The organism is Pseudonocardia sp. ICBG1293, from assembly GCF_020131355.1.
Classification (GTDB): Bacteria; Actinomycetota; Actinomycetes; order Mycobacteriales; family Pseudonocardiaceae; genus Pseudonocardia.
In genome coordinates this window covers 556,690-574,163 of record NZ_JAHLEL010000006.1, presented here as the reverse complement: position 1 = coordinate 574,163, position 17,474 = coordinate 556,690, and the positions used below count along the sequence as shown (strand labels likewise).

13 protein-coding genes and 1 pseudogene are annotated in these 17,474 nt (G+C 76.4%); 5 read left to right on the top strand and 9 right to left on the bottom strand.

Annotation, left to right across the window (positions count from 1 at the left end; all coding sequences use genetic code 11):
- Nucleotides 1–24: 24 nt before the first annotated feature.
- The 4 genes from KPF47_RS03320 to dut all read right to left on the bottom strand — a co-directional run bounded on the left by KPF47_RS03320 (nucleotide 25) and on the right by dut (nucleotide 5,136).
- The gene (locus tag KPF47_RS03320; RefSeq protein WP_224386730.1) at nucleotides 25–795 is read right to left on the bottom strand and encodes a DUF3159 domain-containing protein; all 771 of its coding nucleotides are present in this window, start codon (nucleotides 793–795) and stop codon (nucleotides 25–27) included.
- Between the two features lie 48 nt (nucleotides 796–843).
- Entirely contained in the window at nucleotides 844–1,221 is a 378-nt protein-coding gene (locus tag KPF47_RS03315) for an OB-fold nucleic acid binding domain-containing protein (RefSeq protein ID WP_020622832.1), read from the bottom strand.
- A gap of 249 nt (nucleotides 1,222–1,470) precedes the next feature.
- A complete protein-coding gene (locus KPF47_RS03310) occupies nucleotides 1,471–4,671 on the bottom strand; it encodes a DUF3710 domain-containing protein (RefSeq protein WP_224386728.1) in 3,201 nt (1,066 codons plus the stop codon).
- The gene (gene dut, locus KPF47_RS03305; RefSeq protein ID WP_224386727.1) at nucleotides 4,672–5,136 is read right to left on the bottom strand and encodes a dUTP diphosphatase; all 465 of its coding nucleotides are present in this window, start codon (nucleotides 5,134–5,136) and stop codon (nucleotides 4,672–4,674) included.
- A gap of 76 nt (nucleotides 5,137–5,212) precedes the next feature.
- Between dut and KPF47_RS03300 the strand changes: the two genes are divergently transcribed.
- Nucleotides 5,213–5,710: a DUF3093 domain-containing protein gene (locus KPF47_RS03300; RefSeq protein WP_224386725.1), complete on the top strand. Its 498-nt coding sequence runs from the start codon at nucleotides 5,213–5,215 to the stop codon at nucleotides 5,708–5,710.
- Nucleotides 5,711–5,795: 85 nt separating this feature from the next.
- Here the strand turns inward: KPF47_RS03300 and KPF47_RS03295 are convergent, their stop codons facing one another.
- Nucleotides 5,796–6,098: a DUF4193 domain-containing protein gene (locus tag KPF47_RS03295; RefSeq protein ID WP_010223990.1), complete on the bottom strand. Its 303-nt coding sequence runs from the start codon at nucleotides 6,096–6,098 to the stop codon at nucleotides 5,796–5,798.
- A gap of 313 nt (nucleotides 6,099–6,411) precedes the next feature.
- Here KPF47_RS03295 and KPF47_RS03290 point away from each other — a divergent pair, with 313 nt between their 5' ends.
- Nucleotides 6,412–7,497, top strand: coding sequence for a phosphotransferase family protein (locus KPF47_RS03290; protein WP_224386723.1), 1,086 nt, complete (start codon nucleotides 6,412–6,414; stop codon nucleotides 7,495–7,497).
- Nucleotides 7,497–8,126 (top strand): envelope integrity protein Cei, encoded by a 630-nt coding sequence (gene cei / locus KPF47_RS03285; RefSeq protein WP_224386721.1) that lies wholly within the window; start codon nucleotides 7,497–7,499, stop codon nucleotides 8,124–8,126. The genes KPF47_RS03290 and cei overlap by 1 nt, the downstream gene beginning before the upstream one ends.
- A gap of 15 nt (nucleotides 8,127–8,141) precedes the next feature.
- On the opposite strand, the gene KPF47_RS03280 is transcribed toward cei, so the two are convergent.
- Nucleotides 8,142–8,993: an inositol monophosphatase family protein gene (locus tag KPF47_RS03280; protein WP_224386719.1), complete on the bottom strand. Its 852-nt coding sequence runs from the start codon at nucleotides 8,991–8,993 to the stop codon at nucleotides 8,142–8,144.
- A gap of 229 nt (nucleotides 8,994–9,222) precedes the next feature.
- Between KPF47_RS03280 and KPF47_RS03275 the strand changes: the two are divergent.
- A pseudogene (locus KPF47_RS03275) lies at nucleotides 9,223–10,683 on the top strand (RNA polymerase sigma factor); the annotation flags it as partial.
- 61 nt (nucleotides 10,684–10,744) lie between these two features.
- Here KPF47_RS03275 and KPF47_RS03270 read toward each other — a convergent pair.
- Both KPF47_RS03270 and KPF47_RS03265 read right to left on the bottom strand, forming a co-directional pair.
- The gene (locus KPF47_RS03270; protein WP_224386715.1) at nucleotides 10,745–11,602 is read right to left on the bottom strand and encodes an alpha/beta fold hydrolase; all 858 of its coding nucleotides are present in this window, start codon (nucleotides 11,600–11,602) and stop codon (nucleotides 10,745–10,747) included.
- Nucleotides 11,603–11,784: 182 nt separating this feature from the next.
- Complete coding sequence (locus tag KPF47_RS03265) at nucleotides 11,785–12,354, bottom strand: CHRD domain-containing protein (protein WP_224386713.1); 570 nt, start codon at nucleotides 12,352–12,354, stop codon at nucleotides 11,785–11,787.
- 280 nt (nucleotides 12,355–12,634) lie between these two features.
- Between KPF47_RS03265 and KPF47_RS03260 the strand changes: the two genes are divergently transcribed.
- On the top strand, nucleotides 12,635–16,117 hold the full coding sequence (locus tag KPF47_RS03260; protein ID WP_224386711.1) for an ABC transporter ATP-binding protein: 3,483 nt from the start codon (nucleotides 12,635–12,637) through the stop codon (nucleotides 16,115–16,117).
- 46 nt (nucleotides 16,118–16,163) lie between these two features.
- On the opposite strand, the gene KPF47_RS03255 is transcribed toward KPF47_RS03260, so the two are convergent.
- Complete coding sequence (locus KPF47_RS03255) at nucleotides 16,164–17,336, bottom strand: NADH:flavin oxidoreductase/NADH oxidase (protein WP_224386709.1); 1,173 nt, start codon at nucleotides 17,334–17,336, stop codon at nucleotides 16,164–16,166.
- Nucleotides 17,337–17,474 lie beyond the last annotated feature (138 nt).

Here is a 17,474-nt window from a genome sequence, read left to right as displayed (position 1 = left end):
GTCCGCGCGCGCCGGCACGGGTCGTCAGGCGGTGGCGGCGGGCCGGGAGCGCTCGGCGCGGCGCACGATGAGGATCGTGGCCAGGATCGCGACCCCGGTCAGGGGGTAGCCCATCGCGAGCCGGGCGACGCCCAGCCAGGTCTCGGAGTCGGCGAGGTACAGCCCGCCCTGCACGACCACCTTCGCGAGGAAGGTCGCCGCCCACACCGCGGTGGCCCAGCCGTACGCGCGGACCAGGTGGGGGTTCGCACGCCACTCGGTGCCGTGGCCGTTGATGCCGTGCCAGATCACCCCGGCCAGCGGCCAGCGGGCGACGATCGAGACCAGCGCGACGACGCCGAGGGCCCCGCTGTAGAGCAGGCCGGGCAGGTAGAACCCACGGGCCTCGCCGGTCCGGCTCGCGACCAGCGCGCACACCCCGACCCCGAGCAGGCCGGAGATCGCCGGCATGACCGGGTCGCGGCGGACCAGACGCCAGACCAGCACCAGCACACCGGCCCCGACCGCCGCGTACAGCGCGGTCGTCAGGTCGGCCAGGACGTTGACGAGGACGAACACCACGACCGGGATGCTCGAGGCGACGATCCCGGTCACCCCGCCCATCTGTTCCAGCAGGGTGGGGGTGGGAGCCTCCGGGGCGGGCTCCGCCGGTCCCCCGGTCCGGTCCGGTTCCGGTGCGGCGGCGTGCGCCGGCGCCGTCACCGGCCGGCCGAGGGGCGCGGTGCGGTCCTGCGGGTCCGGGTCGGTGACCCGGGGCATCCGGGTGGTCGGGGCGTCGTGCTGGTGGTCGTTCAAGCCGGTCCGATCCGTCGGCTCAGGGGCAGACCGCGCGGGTCCCGCGGGTCACTGCGCCTGGCAGATCTCGTAGTACGGGTTGTAGAGCACCTTGCGTCCGTCACGGACCGAGATCCGGCCGCGGACCCGCATGGTGCGCCCGGCCTCGATGCCGGGGATGCTGCGCCGGCCCATCCAGACCAGGGTGACGCCGTCGGTGCCGTCGAACAGCTCGGCCTTGAGCGTGGCGTCGGCACTCTGCGGACAGAGGTCGACGCTACGGATCCGCCCGAGCATCGTCACCTCCTCGCCGCAGGCGCAGTCGCGGGCCGGCCGTGCGCCGGTCTCCTCGACGTCCTCGGCGAGATCGCGTGCGTCGAGCTCGTCGACGTCGCTGGTGAGTTTGCGGAGCATCCGGCGGAACGCTCCGCCATCCGTGCTGCCCATGTCTCTCCTCGGCCCGCATCCGGTACCGGCCCGGGGGCACCGGACCCTCCGGTGACCCGCACTCGCGTGGCGACCCGACAGGGTGTCGTGGTGGCGCCGAGAGCGTAACGCGCAGCCGCTCCGGTTTGTGCCCGTGGCGGCTCGGACCTCCCGTTCCCCGGCCGCCGACCGGTTCGCGGACCGCGCCGGATGGTCGGCGGGCGGGCACGGGCCGGGCGTACCGGACACCGCGCCCACCGTGCCACCCGCTCAGTCCCGGCGGTGCCGTCCCAGGTCGCGGGGACCGGTGCCGCCCGCGCGCCGACCGGACGACCACCGGCCGGTGAGCCCGGACCCGCCCGCGGCCCGGCCGTCGAGCCCGCCGAGCGCCTCGGCGTCGTCGTCGCCGGGGTCCGTGCCGGGGTCGCCCCCGGTGGGCGCCGGTGTCGCGTCCCCGTGGTGGCCGGTGCTCCCGGTGTTCCCGGCGGCACGGGCCGCCGCGGCCCGGCTCGCCCGGTAGTCGGCGAGGCCGGTGACACCGCCACCGTGCCCGTCCGCACCGTGCCCGTCCGCCCGGTCGGCGCCCGGCCCGCCGGTGTCCCCCCGGTCGGCCGAGGCGCTGCGGAGCAGATCCTGCAGGGCGCTGCGGGCCTCGTCGGCCGAGGTGGGGCCGCCGCCGTGCCAGGGCCGGTCCTCGGCGGCCGGGGCCCGGAACAGGTCGTCCCCGCCCGGGTCCGGCGGCGCCGCGGCCGGGGCGGTGCGACGACCGCTCCCCCGGCCCGGGCCGTCCGCCTGCGCGGTGTTCCCGGCCGCCGGGGCGTCGTCGCGGCGGCGACCGCCGCCGGCGGGGGCGTCGAGGGCGACGGCGGCGAGCAGGTCCGCCACCGAGGTCCCCGCCCCCGCGCCGTGCCGACCGGAGCGGCGGCTGGCGGCGATCTCGGCGGACAGCCAGCCGTCGTCGTCCGGGGTGCGGTCGGCCGGTCCCTCCCGGTCGGCCCCGTCCACGACGGGACGGGCACCGCGCCGACGGGTCGGCGCGGGTGCGGCCGGCTCCGGCGGGGCCGGGAGGCGGTCGAGCGTGGCCTCCATCAGCGGGACGTCGGAGAGCGGGATGTCCTCGATGGCCCCACCGGGCCGCGCCGACGGTGCCGGGACGCCGGCGGCCGGCGTGGTGGCGCCCGGCAGGTCGGCGGAGGTGTCGCGGGCGCGTCCGGCGAGCAGGTCCGCGGCGTCGATGCGGGCGGCACCCGCCGTGCGGTCGCGCCGGGAGGGGCGGTCCGCGGCGGTCCCGGTGTCCGGCGCGGGGTGCGGGACGGGGGTGCGGGCATCGAGGACGTCGTCGGTCGACGTGCCGCGGCCGGCCCCGGTGAGCGGGGTCGAGGACCGGTCGTCGTCGGCGCCCGCGAGCAGGTCGGCGACCGACAGCGCGGTCACCGCCGGGTCCCGGCGGGCCGGGGGCTCGACGGGGGCGGGCTCGGGGGCCCGGACCGGGCCGGCCTGCGGATCCGCCGGGGTCGGCGCGTGCAGCGGGGCCGGGGCGTGGATCGACGTGCGCCCGGGCAGCGGCGGCACCCCGGTGTCGGGGCCCGGCGCGACCCGGCCCGTCGCGGGGAACGCGCCGGTCGGGGTCGCCCCGTCGAGGGCGTCCGTGGCGGGTGTGTCACCGAGCGGGGTCGCGCCGGTGCGGTCGGGCCGGTCCGGGCGTCCCCGACGGCGCCCGGGCCGGGCGTCGGCCCCGGGGCCCGCCGGCGGGGCGCCGGTGGCCGCGGCCCGCCCGGCGGGCGGGTCCGCGGCCCGCACGGCCGGGGTCAGCTCCGTGCGTTCCGCGGGCAGCTCGGCCGGGGCCGCCGCAGCCGAGCCGCGGACCTGCGGCAGTGCGCGGGTCCGCGGCTCGGCGTCCTCGCCCGCCGGGCGCGGGACCCGCGGGCCGGCCGGTGCCTGCGGCGCCGAGGCCGCGGCGGGGGCGGCGCGCCGCGGACGGGCCGGACGGGCGGGCTGCGCCGGCGTCGCCGGTTCCTCGGTGGCCCCGACCGGGGCCGGGCGGGCACCGGTGGTCGGGCCGGAGGGCACCGGGGTCGCACCGGTGGTGGCGCCCGACGACAGCGGGGTCGCACCGGTGGGGGCCGGGACCGAGACGGTGATGCTGGGCTTCTGCGGCGCGACCTCGGGCTGCTGCTCGCGCAGGTGCTCGGGCAGCTCCAGCGGCAGGACCGTCCGCGGCGGATAGGGCGACTTCCCGCGCACGACGATGATCCCCCGCAGCACACGGCGCAGCTCCACGTCGAGTGCCTCGACGGTCTCCAGCGACGCCGTCGCCACGCCGTAGACCATCCAGCGGGGGCCGTCGCAGCCGACGAACACCGAGGCGGCGTTCTCGGTGCGGGCGTGCAGCTCGCGGCCCCAGTCGCCGCGGGCGTTGCGGACCCGGGCGCCGCCCTTGCGCAGCGACTGCTCGATCTCGGCAGACAGGTCCGCCCACAACCCGGACGACCGCGGAGCGGCGAGCGCGCTCACCGCGATCCGCCCCTCGGCCAGCAGCAGGTGCACGGCCTGCGGGCGCTCGGCGCCCGCGGGCTCCAGCTTCAGCTCGGCGCCGTAGGGCACCGGGACCTGCAGGGCACCGAGGTCGACGCGGGCCAGCGCGTCGGTCATCGACGGGTCGAGCTCCTCGACGTCGGCCGGGCCGAGCGGGCGGCCCCCGCTGCCGGGCGGCGGGACCGAGAGCGGGGCGTCGCCGACGCCGTACTCGTCCTCGTCGTACCCGTCCTCGTCGTCGTACTCCTCGCCGTCGTCGTACTCGTCGTACTCGTCGGCGTCGTACTCGTCGGCGGCGCGGTCGTCGGCGCCGTCGGTGGCGGACGCGGACCCGCGACGACCCCAGGACGGGTCGTCCGGGTCACCACCGTCGAAACCCTGCGGGGTGCGGTCGCGGGCGTAGGCGAGCTCGTCGTCCTCCACCCGGTGCGACAGCAGCGGCGGCTCCTCGTCGTCCCACCGGCCGTCCGGGGCGACCCGGTCGTCGCGCTCGGCGGGTGGGGCTGCGGGCAGTCGCCCGGAGGCGCCGGGTCCGGGGGGACGGCCGGTGGTGTCCCTGCCGACCGCCCGGACCGCCGTCGTCGCGGCGGCGGCGTCGGGGACGGGGGCCCGGCCGGCGCCGGTCCGCGGACCGGCCGGGCGACCGTTCGGCGGGACCGGGCGGGGGCCGGCGACCGGACCGGAGCCGGTGCGCCCCGGCGCGGGCGGCCCGCCGTTCGGCGCACCGGCGACGGGGCGGCCACGGGGGACCCCGCCGTTCACCGGCGGGACGCCGCGACGGGTGTCCTGCTCGGCGTAGTGCTCGGCGTAGTCGTCGAAGTCCTCGATGTCGGAGTCGCCGTAGCCGGGATAGCCCGGGTAGGCGCCCGTCCCGGTGTCCTCGACCTCGTCCTCGGGACGGATGTCGAACATCCGACCGCGCGTGCGTCCGGGCATCTACTGGTCCCCTCCCCCGGCGACGAGCGCGGCGTTCCCGCCGGTCGAGCCGTGACCGGCGGCACCGCGTACCGATGCGGGCAGCGCGGCGACCTCCACGAACCGGGCCACCTCGACCCGTTGCACCACCAGCTGCGCGATGCGGTCCCCCCGGTGCAGCTCCACCGGTGTGTCCGGGTCGGTGTTGACCAGGCACACCTTGATCTCCCCGCGGTACCCGGCGTCGACCGTGCCGGGGGCGTTGACGATGGACAGCCCGCAGCGGGCGGCCAGACCGGACCGCGGGTGCACGAACCCGGCGTACCCCTCGGGCAGCGCGATCGCCACCCCGGTCCCGACCAGCGCCCGCCGGCCGGGCCGGAGGACCACGTCGGTGGTCGTCACGAGGTCGGCGCCGGCGTCCCCGGGCCGCGCGTAGGCGGGGTGGGGGACGTCGGGGTCGAGCCGCGTCAGCAGGACGTTCACGGACGCTGCTGCCGGCGGCTGGTCCGGGGGAGCGGGCACGGAACCGGGCACGGCGGGCGACGCTACCCTGGGCCCCGTGAGCGAACGGGTGACGGAGACCGACTCTGCGACGGCTGGCCCTGCTGCGTTCGACGAGCGGTTGTCGGTCCCGGTGTGGTGGTACCTGCTCGCCGTGGGGCTCGGCACCCTGATGGGCGCGCAGATCCACATGGGGTACCCCGGCCTGCGCGCGTGGCTGGGCTACCTGACGATGATCCCGCTGTGCGTCGGTGTGCTGTGGTGGATGGGGCGCAGCCGCACCACCGTCCGCGACGGGGTGCTCGTCTCGAACGGGCACCGGCTGCCGCTGTCCGCCGCCGGGGTCACCGACACCGTCGCGCGGGCCGACAAGCAGCAGGCGATGGGCCCCGACCTCGACCCGCAGGCCTACGTGCTGCACCGGGCCTGGGTGGGACCGCTGGTACGGATCCAGGTGACCGGGCGGGACGAGCCGTACTGGGTGCTCAGCACGCGCCGTCCCGACGCGCTGCGGGCGGCGATCGCCGCGCAGGCGCCGCACCCCCAGCAGAGCTGACCCCGCGCAGCCGACCCCGGATGCACGACGGGCCCCGGCGGAATCCGCCGGGGCCCGTCGTGGTCCTCCCGTCGTGCCGGCCCTCTCAGGCCGCGCAGTCGCGGCAGAGGAACTGTCCGCCCGAGGTGCTGGCGAGGCGGCTCCGGTGGTGCACCAGGAAGCAGCTCGCACAGGTGAACTCGTCCGCCTGCTTGGGCAGGACGTTCACCGTCAGCTCCTCGCCCGACAGGTCCGCGCCCGGGAGCTCGTAGCTCTCCGCGGTGTCGGTCTCCTCGACGTCGACGACCGCGGACTGCGCCTCGTTGCGGCGCTGCTTGAGCTCGTCGAGCGAGTCCTCGGCCATCTCGTCGGCCTCGTTGCGACGCGGGGCGTCGTAGTCGGTCGCCATCAGGTCTCACCCTTGCCTTACGTCCGTGCTGCTCGATTCGGCCCTCGAGCAGCGGTACTTCGCATCGGTTGGTCGTCGCGTGCCGCTGAGGAACGTCGCGGGAGGCGGGTTTGTGCCCGGCTCCCGGAGTGACGCCGGTCTCACCGTCCCCGGAGGTGCGGACGGTTCCTCCGTCGTGCGTGTCGTCGCGGCCGGTCCGGCACCGGCGGCGGGGAGGGTAGCCCAGCGTCCGGCGGGCGTCGCAGCGAGTCCCCCGATCACGCCGGGTGTCGCCCGGGCGCCACCGCCGCCGGGCGCACTAGTGTCGCCCGGTGTGACGACGAGCGCCCGCACGCCCACGCCCGGTGCCGACCCCGCCACGGTCGGCGCGTGGCTGTCCACCGCGCTCGGCGACGACCGGTGGCGCTCGGCGGAGCTCACCCCGATCGGCGCCGGGCGGTCCAACCTCACCTACCGGGTCTCCTCCCCCGCCGGTGCCGTCGTGCTGCGCCGCCCGCCCGTCGGCGAGGTCGCCGCGACCGCCCACGACATGGGCCGCGAGCAGCGTGTGATCTCCGCGCTCGGGCCCAGCGCCGTACCCGTCCCCGCGGTGCTGGCGGCCGACGACGGTGACGTGCTCGGCGCCCCCTGCTTCGTGATGGAGCTCGTCGACGGTGTCGTGCCGCTCGACGACCTGCCCGCCGGCTGGGCCGCGACCCCCGCCCGGCGCCGCGCCGCGGGCGACGCGCTGGTCGACGTGCTCGCCGCGCTGCACGCCGTCGACCCCGCCGCGGCGGGTCTGGGCGACTTCGGTCGTCCCGACGGGTTCATGGAGCGCCAGATCCGGCGCTGGGGCACGCAGTGGGCGACCGCCCGTGACGGCGACGACCCGGTCCCGGTGGCGGCCGACGTGGAGTCCGAGCTCACCCGGCTGTCCGAGCGGCTGGCCGCGGACGTGCCCGCCGCGCAGCGGCACACCGTCGTGCACGGCGACTACCGGCTCGACAACTGCGTGTTCGACGCCGAGGACCCCGGGCGCATCCGCGCGGTGCTGGACTGGGAGATGTCCACCCTGGGTGACCCGCTGGCCGACCTCGGGCTGCTGCTCGTCTACTGGAAGCAGGACGGCGACGACACCGTCTGGTCGGCGGCGCAGCCGCTGGCCGGCCCGACCGGACTGCCCGGCTTCCCGACGCGCCGCGAGCTGGTGGAGGGCTACACCGCGCGTACCGGCCTCGACGCCGGCCCACTGCCCTGGTACGTCGGGTTCGGGGCGTTCAAGCTGGCCGTCGTGCTGGCCGGGATCCTGGCCAGGGTCCGGGCCGGCTCCGTGCCCGCGGAGATGGCCGACGGACTCGACGGGTCGGTCGGCCCGCTGGTCGCGCTGGGCCACCACGTCCTGGACGGGGGCTCGTTCTGATGCTGCCCGGCCGCACCCGCGCCGACCGCCCCTACGAGCGGCGCCGGACCCGTCCGATCCTGCTGACCACCGCGCTGCTGGCCGTGCTGGCCGTCGCCACCTGGTCGGTCGTGCTCGGCACCGCCTCGGACGGCTCGGCGTCGACGAACTGCCCGGCCCCCTCGTCGGGGACCCTGGCCGGCTCCGAGATCGACCGGGCCGAGCTGGACGCCGAGCCCCCGGCCGCCCCGGACGACGTCCGGTTCCAGGTCCTCAACGCCGGCGGGCAGCGCGGGCAGGCGAACCTGGTGTCGGCCGAGCTGAAGGACCTGCAGTTCGGCGAGGCCGGGACGCCCGGCAACGACCCCGCCTTCCCCGACGGGGACCTGGACTGCATCGGGCAGATGCGCTTCGGCCCGGCCGGGGCCGCGGCGGCGTCGACGCTGGCGCTCGCGCTGCCCTGCGTCGAGCCGATCCGCGACGAGCGGCAGGGGGCGGTGGTGGACGTCGTCGTCGGGTCGGCCTTCACCGACGTCGCGCCGGGTCGCGCGGCCCGCGACGTGCTGGACCAGCTGTCCGCGCCGGGCACCGAGGGTGGTCCGCGGGCGGACCCGGGCCTGCTGGCCCAGGCCCGCGCGGCGGCCTGCTGAGCGCCGCCGCCCGGCTCAGACGGTGCCGGCGCCGCTGCGGCGGGCCAGCGCCGCCAGTGCGGCGGCGATCCCGGGCGCGGCGGCGAGCGTGACGTCCGCACCGAGGGCGTCGCCGTCGTCGAGGCCGGGCACCCCCGGGGTCCCCGCGACGTGCACGAGGGCGCCCGCCTCGGCCGCGATCAGCGCTCCGGCCGCCCAGTCCCACCAGTTGCAGCCGTGCTCGAGGTAGCCGTCGAGCCAGCCCGCCGCGACCGCGCACAGGTCCAGCGACGCGGCGCCGGCCCGGCGGACGTCGCGGACCTCGGGGAGCATCGCCGCGACCATCCGGGCCTGCCGGGCGCGGCGCTCCGCGCGGTAGGCGAACCCGGTGCCGACCAGGGACTGGCCCAGCTCGGTGGTCGCCGCGACCCGCAGCGGACGCCCGTCGAGGCTCGCGCCCAGGCCGCGCCCGGCCGACCAGAGCCGGCCCGAGGCCGGCTCGGACACGGCCCCGGCGACGCCCTCGCCGTCCACGACCGCGGCGATCGAGACCGCGTACCAGGGCAGGCCGTAGAGGTAGTTCACCGTGCCGTCGATCGGGTCGACGACCCAGCGCGCGGCGGTGGCGTCGCCCGCGCCCTCCTCGCCGTACACCGGCTCACCGGGCCGCAGCTGCGCCAGCCGGTCCCGCACGAACCGCTCCACCGAGGCGTCGGAGGCGGTGACGACGTCGGTCGGCGAGGACTTCGTGGTCACCGTCGACGCTCCCCCGGCGCCCCCGTCGTCCCGCGGCGCGGGCAGGCCGCGCAGGTGTTCCGCGGCCTCCGCCGCGACCTGCTCGGCGACGGCGCGCAGGGTGGCGGGATCGCTGCTCCGGTACGGGCTCACCGCCCCATCCGACCACGTGCGGGGTCCCTCGGACGCGCGGGGCGGCGTGAGGTGCGTCCCCCGGCCGGTACGCAGTTACAATGGAACGCGTACCCCGTCTCCGGGACGCGCGGCGACCACCATCGACGCCGGCGACCGAGGCGGTGGCAGGACAGGACATCCCGGCCGTCGTGGCCTCGTCTCCCCCGACGAGCGCGCCGCGACCGGGCCGCGTAACGACTCCAGCGCACGTAGCGAGAGGGCCCAGGTGGCAGCCGCAGACTCCGCAGCACGCAGCGACTCGACCGTCGAACCGACGTCGGGTACCGCATCCCGCAGCCGCCGTACTTCCGGCACCACGAGCACCGCGTCGGCGACGACCGGCACCGCCAAGAAGCCGGCCGCACGCACCCGCAAGCCCGCCGCGGCGGGTGGCACGGCGACCAGGACCGCCCCGGCGACCGGTCCGCGCAAGCCCGCCACGAAGAAGGCCTCCACCAAGAAGGCCGACGGCGAGGAGCAGGACGGCGACGGTGAGGAGGTCGTCCTCGAGGACGGCGAGGTCGACGCCTCGGACATCGAGGCCGACCTGGCCGAGGCGGCCAAGGAGGAGAACGCCGACGAGTCGTCCGACGACGACGATGACGACGACTCCGACGACGAGACCAACACCGGCAAGAACCGGGTCGCGCCGACGACCCGCGCCTCGCAGCAGAAGTCGGCCGACTTCGTCTGGGACGAGGAGGAGTCCGAGGCCCTGCGCCAGGCGCGCAAGGACGCCGAGCTCACCGCCTCGGCCGACTCGGTCCGCGCGTACCTGAAGCAGATCGGCAAGGTCGCGCTGCTCAACGCCGAGGAGGAGGTCGAGCTCGCCAAGCGGATCGAGGCCGGCCTGTACGGCGCCGAGCGCATCCGCAAGGTCTTCGAGTCGAACGAGAAGCTGTCCCCGCAGCTGCGGCGCGACCTGCGCTGGATCGTGCGGGACGGCGAGCGCGCCAAGAACCACCTGCTCGAGGCGAACCTCCGGCTCGTGGTCTCGCTGGCCAAGCGCTACACCGGTCGTGGCATGGCGTTCCTGGACCTGATCCAGGAGGGCAACCTCGGCCTGATCCGTGCGGTCGAGAAGTTCGACTACACCAAGGGCTACAAGTTCTCGACCTACGCCACGTGGTGGATCCGGCAGGCCATCACCCGCGCGATGGCCGACCAGGCCCGCACCATCCGCATCCCGGTGCACATGGTGGAGGTCATCAACAAGCTCGGCCGCATACAGCGTGAGCTGCTCCAGGATCTCGGGCGCGAGCCCACTCCCGAGGAGCTCGCCAAGGAGATGGACATCACCCCGGAGAAGGTGCTGGAGATCCAGCAGTACGCCCGGGAACCCATCTCCCTGGACCAGACCATCGGCGACGAGGGCGACAGCCAGCTCGGTGACTTCATCGAGGACTCCGAGGCCGTCGTCGCGGTCGACGCGGTGAGCTTCACCCTGCTGCAGGACCAGCTGCAGTCGGTGCTGGCCACGCTGTCCGAGCGCGAGGCGGGCGTCGTCCGGCTGCGCTTCGGGCTCACCGACGGCCAGCCGCGCACCCTCGACGAGATCGGCCAGGTCTACGGCGTGACCCGGGAGCGGATCCGTCAGATCGAGTCGAAGACGATGTCGAAGCTGCGGCACCCGTCGCGGTCCCAGGTGCTGCGCGACTACCTGGACTGAGCACCACCCGTTCCACGACGAGGGCCCCGCCGGAGCATCCGGCGGGGCCCTCGTCGTCCGGTCAGAACAGGGTCGGTGTCGGGGACACCGCATCGTCGAGGAACGCGCTGATCGCGGGCACGAGGGTCGCCGTCTCCCCCACCAGCCCGATGTGCGACGTCGCGGGCAGCACCACCAGGCGTGCCCGGGGGACCTCCTCCAGCATCCCGGTCGCGGCGGCCCGTTCGTCGCCGCCGCCGAGCAGCCGGAACATCTCCACGGCGTGCTCGGGTCGTACGCCGTCGGCGTCCCCGACGACCACCATGGAGCGGGCGGTGATGCCGCGCATCCGGGCGTCGTCGATCTGCTGGTCCTCGGCGTTGAGCACCTTCACCTTCTCCACCCAGGCCGCGAACGCGGCCGGGTCCGGTGTGTGCTCCAGGAACGCCGTCTCGACGGGGGTGCCGGCCAGCATCGTCACGTCCATCCCCGTGACGGCGGCGTGCACGGCGGGGTACCAGCCGTCCCGGCGGAACGTCGCGGCCATCACGACGAGCTTGCCGACCAGATCCGGGTGCCGGATCGCGAGCTGCAGCGCCACGCCGCCGCCCTGGGAGTAGCCCAGCACGTCCGCCCGGTCGACGCCCAGCCCGCGGAGCAGCGCCGCGGCGTCGTCGGCGAACTGCTCGTAGGACAGTGCGCGGGGCGCGTCCGGCGTGCGGCCCTGGCCCTGCATGTCGGCGACGACCACGGTGCGGTCGGCGGCGAACCCGGCCGCCCACGCTGCCATCGAGCCGGCGGCCATGAACGCGCCCGGCAGCAGGAGCAGCGGTGGCGAGGTCCCGAGCTCGCCGTACACCTCGTGGTGGAGGTCCAGTCCGTTGACCGGCAGGTGCCCGCTCGAGGTCGGCGACGGCGTGGTGGTGGCTGCTCCGGTCATGGTGCCTCCCGCAGTGGGTCGAGGGTCCGTCCCCCTTCCGACCGCGCCCCGACGCCGGACTCATCGGCCCGTCGAGGCCGGTGTCGCGCGACGGCGTCGGCGACCGGCGGTCGTCGACGCCGCCGGTGCGGTGCCCGCCCGCGGGCCGCGCCGGCGCCCGTGCGGGGCGCCGGCCGCGGCCGTCAGCCGCTCTTGGACAGCTGCCCGCGCACCGCGCCGGTCCGGTACTGCTCGGTGTGGGTGTCGACGAACCAGGCGGCCGGGTTGGCCTCCAGGTCCTTGACCGTGAACCCGGTGCCGGTGTCGACGCCGCCGACGACGACGCCGGTGGTGAACGGCCCCTGCAGGCAGCCCTTGCTGGTCATCGGTCCACCGGGCGGGCCCTGCGGGTCCGGGAAGACCATCCGCGGGTTGCCGGACTCGTTCGGCTGCCCCTCCTGCAGGTGCGTGGCGGTCCGTGCGGGGCTGCTGAACGGCGGGGTGACCCCGGTCAGCTGGATGTCGTAGCAGACGATGTTCTGCTCGCTGTTCAGACGCAGGGTGAACGTCCCGTTCGCCCCCTGCTGACCGGGCACCGGGGCGCCGTCGTCGGCCCGGACCGCGTCCGGGGTGAGGGTCGCGGTGAGCGTGCTGGTGAACGTCGGCGGCTCCGGCACGGGTGCGTCCTCGGCGAGCGCGGGTGCCGCGGTCAGCGCCAGCCCCGCCACCGCGCAGAGCGCGCCCCCGGCCCACCTGATCGCCCTGAGTCCCATGGTTCCCCCTCGTGCTCGCGCGTCGCTGCGGGCAAGCATGCGGACACGACGGTCCCGGCCGCGCCCCCTCGGGGCGTTGTCGACCGCTTCGGGTGGCCCTGGGCCCGATCCGGTTTCGACCCGGCGATCGGGGGCAGCGCCGGGAAAACCGGGCGATTCTGTCGGAGGTCGCGGTTAACGTCGATCACCGGCGGCGCCGGAGATCCCGGAGCGCGGCCGGTGTCGGGGGGTCGGGGTGCGCGCGCTGTCATGGCGTCGGCTGGGTGGACCGGTGTCGGTCGTGGCGGTGACCGCCGCCGTGGTCGCCGCGGTCGCGGAGGCGTCGGCGGCGACCGTGGTCGGGGCGGTGGTCGGCGGACCGACGGTCACGCTGGTGGCCGCGCTGGCCGCGCTGCTGCTGGGTGCCGCGCTGCTGGACACCCTGGGCCGGGTCCTGTTCTCCGGCGTGGTCGGGCGCGCGGAGGGCACGCTCCGCGCGGACCTGGTCGCGTCCGCGCTGGCGCAGCCGCTGCCCGCGCTGGAGGACCAGGCGGTCGGCGAGCTGCTCGACCGGGTCGACGACGACTGCCGCCAGCTCGCCCAGCTCATCCGGCGGATCGGCTGGGAGACCGGTCGGGCGCTGCTGCGCTCGGTCGTCGCGTGGATCGTCGCCGGCCTGGTGTTCTGGCCGGCGTTCGTGGTGTTCCCGCTGGTGGCCGCGGTGGTCGTGGGGGTGGCCCGGCCGTTGACGCCGCAGATCGCGCGGGCGAAGGTCGCCGAGGAGACGGCCTGGTCGGACCACGCGGCGCAGCTGGAGGAGTCGATCGCCGGGCAGGACGACGTGCGCACCAGTCTGGGCCAGCCGCACGTGGTCGCCGGGTTCGCCCGCCGGGCCGCGACGGTCGTCGCCCGTACGCACGAGGTGTGCCGGATCGCCACCCGGCTCGGGCTGCGGACGGGCGCCGTCGCGCACGCGCTGCTCGGAGCGCTCGCGCTCGGCGGTGTGTGGCTGGTCGCCGGGGACCCGGGCGGCATCGCCGCGCTGGTCACCCTGTGGCTGCTGGCCACCGCGTTCGTCGGCCAGGTCGACGCGATCGTCGACCGGATGCCCGACATCCAGGCCGGTCTGGGCGCGCTCACCCGGGTCTCCTCGCTGCTGGAGACCGAACGGGAGCCCGAGGGCGGGCGTCCGCTGCCGCCGGGGCCCGCCCCGGTGGAGCTGCGCGGCCTGACCGCCGGGTACGACGGCGGGTTCCGCCTCGCCGGGCTCGACCTGACCGTCCCGGCCGGGACGACGTGCGCGCTGCTCGGTCGCACCGGCTCGGGCAAGTCGACGGTCACCAAGGTGCTGTCGCGCGCCGTGGAACCGCCGCGCGGCCAGGTCTTCCTGGCCGGGGTCGACGTGCGCGACCTCGACCTGGACGGGCTGCGCCGGGCGGTCGGCGTCGTCACCCAGCGGACCGAGATCCTGGCCGCGACGCTCGCGGAGAACATCACCCTGTTCGATCCCGCGGTGCCGCGCACCGCCGTGGCGGCGGCGACGGCGGCGCTGGGGCTCGACGAGTGGGTCGACGCGCTGCCCGACGGCCTGGACACCCGTCTCGGCACGGGCGGGATCGCGCTGTCCTCCGGTGAGGAGCAGCTGGTGGCCTTCGCGCGGCTGCTGGTGCGCGACGTCGCCGTCGTGGTGCTGGACGAGGCCACCGCGCGGATGGACCCGCGCACCGAGGAGCGGGTGACGCGCGCGTCGCGGGCGCTGCTCGCGGGCCGCACCGGGATCGTCGTGGCGCACCGGTTGTCCACGATCCGCCGCGCCGACGCCGTGGCGGTGCTGTCCGACGGCCGGCTGGTCCAGCACGGTGCGCGGGAGACGCTCGCCACCGAGCCGGGCCGCTACGCCGACCTGCTCGCCGCGGACCGGTCGCTGCCCGGGCTCCCCGGCACCGGCACCGACACCGGCACCGACGCGGGCACCGACGCCGACGCACCCGCCGCGGCACGGGGTGGCGGCGGCACGGACGACAGCACGGGGGACGCCGACCCGGGGTCGCCGGTGCTGCACCGGGCCGCCCGGCGCGCCGTGCCGCCCCCGGACCCGGTGCCCGCTCCCCCGCTGTGGCGGGTCGTCGTACGACTCGCGCTGGCCCACCCGCGCTGGGGGCTGGCCGGCGGCGCGATGTTCTCCCTCGCCACCCTGGGCTCGGCCACCGGTGTGCTCACCGGCTGGCTGTGGGGGCTCGTCGTCGCGGGTGCGGAGGGCGGTGACCCCCCGTGGGGGCCCGCCGTCGCGCTGACGGTGGTCCTGATGCTGTTCCCGGTGTGGATCGCGGTCGCGTTCCGCACCTACCCGCGCTGGTGGTCCGCGACGACGCTGCGGCTGCGGCTCGGGGTGCTCCGCGGCCAGACCATGCAGCGGCGCGGGCCGCGCTCCCCCGCGGGCGAGGTCGTGGCCCGGGCGCTGGACTCGGACCGGATGATCCTCTACGTGGACCGCTGGGTCGACGTCACCAACTCGGTGATCGTGGTCGTGGTGGCCGGTCTGGTGGCCGCCGACGTGCGCGCGGCCGCCGTCATCGGCGGGTTCCTGCTGGTCTGCGCGGGTGTCGCGGCGGTCGGGGCGCCCTTCGCGGGGCGCTCCGGGCGGATCGCCGCCGACGCCAGGGCGCGGTTCGGCACGGCACTGGGATCGGTCCTGGAGTCGGTGCGCACGGTGAAGCTCGCCGCCGCGACCGGTGCTCTGCGGACCCACCTGGCCGGCGTCGACGGTGACCGGGTGCGGGCCACGGTCCGCGAGTACCGGGTGCGCACCCTGCTCGACGGCGTCCCCGGGGTGCTGCTGCAGGGTGCGGTGGTGCTCACCTGGTCGCTCTACCTGGCCGGGACCTGGCCGCTGGCGACGGCGCTGCTGGTGTCGACCACCCTGAACGGGGCCGGGTTCCTCGGGCAGGTCTGCGCGGCCGCGGTCACCGAGGCCCCGATCGCGCGGCGCTGGCTGCGTGCCGTCGCCCCGTTCGCCGGCCCGGCGGACCTGACCCGGCTGCCGCCCGGGGTCGACCTGACCACCGGGGCCGCGCCCGCCCCGGAGCCGGTGGACCGCGAGCCGCTGCACCGGCTGAGCCTGGAGAAGGTCAGCGCCGTGCACGACGACGGCACCGTCGGCGTCGAGGGCGTGGACCTCGACGTCGACGCGGGCTCGCTGGTGCTGATCACCGGCCGGGTCGGGTCGGGCAAGTCCAGCCTGCTCGCGGGCCTGGCCGGGCTGGTCGGGCACGAGGGGGTCATCCGGTGGAACGGACGAGCGGTGGAGGACCCGCAGACGTTCCTGCGTCCCGGTCAGGTCGCCTACGTCGGGCAGGTCCCGCGGGTGCTGTCGGGCTCGTTCGGCGACAACATCGCCCTCGGGCACGACCGGCCGGTCGTCGATGCGGTCGACGACGCCCGCCTGGACCGCGACGTCGCCGCCGCGGGCGGGCCGGACGCGGTCGTCGGGCACCGGGGCATCCGGCTGTCGGGCGGGCAGGTGCAGCGGGTCGCCATGGCCCGGGCGCTGGCGACCGGGGCCGAGCTGATCGTCGCCGACGACGTCTCCTCCGCGCTGGACGTCCGCACCGAGATCGAGCTCTGGGCGGCGCTGCGCCGCCGGGGCAGCACCGTGGTCGGCGCGAGCACGAAGCGGGCGGCGCTGGCCCGGGCCGACCGGGTGGTCGTGCTGGACCGCGGGCGGGTCGCCGACGAGGGCACCTGGGAGGACCTCGCGCCGCGCTGGTCGCACCTGGCCGGCTGAGCCGGTCGACCGGCCGCGGCGGGGCGACGCCGCGGCCGGTGACCGCTCAGGCCGAGCGCAGGTGCTGCTCCGGCCCGGTGGACGGGGCGGGCCAGCCGATGCTCGCGTCGTGCCCCCGGAAGTTCGACAGCCACCAGCTCCAGTCCTCGGGGACCAGCGAGAACGGGTCGTCGTGGCCGAGCTCGCGGGCGGCCCACACCGGCCAGTGCGCGTTCGCCAGGGCCGGGCGGCCCAGCAGCACCAGGTCGAGCTTCTCCTCGCGGATCGCGCGGTCGGCGTTGGCGGGGATGCCGAGGTTCCAGCTGACCGCGACCGGGATGCCGATCTCCCGGCGCACCAGGGCGCCGCGCTCGACCCAGGCCGAGACGTGCGGGAAGTGCGGGTCGCGCATGTCGTCGGTGTTGCCGCCGAAGGACCGGTCGGCCATGTCGGCGCCGTGCTCGGCGAGCCACCCGACCACCTCGATCGAGTCCTCCCACTGCACGCCGTCGGGGTGGTAGTCGTCGGCGCCCAGGCGGAAGGTCAGCGGGTACTCCTCCGGCCAGACCTCGCGCACGGCGTCCATCGCCTCCAGCAGGAAGCGGGCCCGGTTGGCCTTGCTGCCGCCGTAGGCGTCGGTGCGCCGGTTGGCCAGCGGGGAGTAGAAGCTGGCGCCGAGGTAGCCGTGGGCGAAGTGCATCTCCAGCCACCGGTACCCGGCGTCGGCGGCACGGCGGGCGGCGTCGGCGTAGTGCCGGTGCACGTCCTTGATCTCCTCCACGGTGAGCGCGTGCACCGGGTAGGGGCGCTTGCCGAAGCCGTAGGGGACGTCCGACGGGCCGACGACCTGCCAGCCCTCGGGGTGCTCGGGCGGGAGCTGACGGCCCAGCTCGTTCGCCACCCAGGGCTTGAGCTCGCTGCCGTTGCGCCCGGTGTGGCCGAGCTGGATCGCCGGCACCGCGCCCATCTCGCTGATCATCGCGGTGACCCGCGCGTGTCCCTCGATCAGGTCGTCGTCGTAGATCCCGGCGCAGTGCGGTGTGGTGCGGCCCTCGGGAGCGATCGCGACCTGTTCGGGGAAGACCAGCCCGAACCCGCCGGCGGCGCGCGCACCGAGGTACATGAGGTGGAAATCGTTCATCCTGCCGTCGGTCGAGCGGTACATCGTCATCGGCGACATGGCGATGCGGTTGCGCAGGGTCACGCCCTTGAGCGTGTAGGGGCTGAACAGGTCCGGCACGGTCACTCCTCGGGGGTCGGTCGTGCACCACCGTTCCGTGGCGCCGTCACGCCCGGATGACCTGCGGTTCCCGTCCGGTAACGGTCCCCTCACAGCGGGGCGGGCCCCCGCCGTGAGGGGACCCGGACGGCGGCGCGG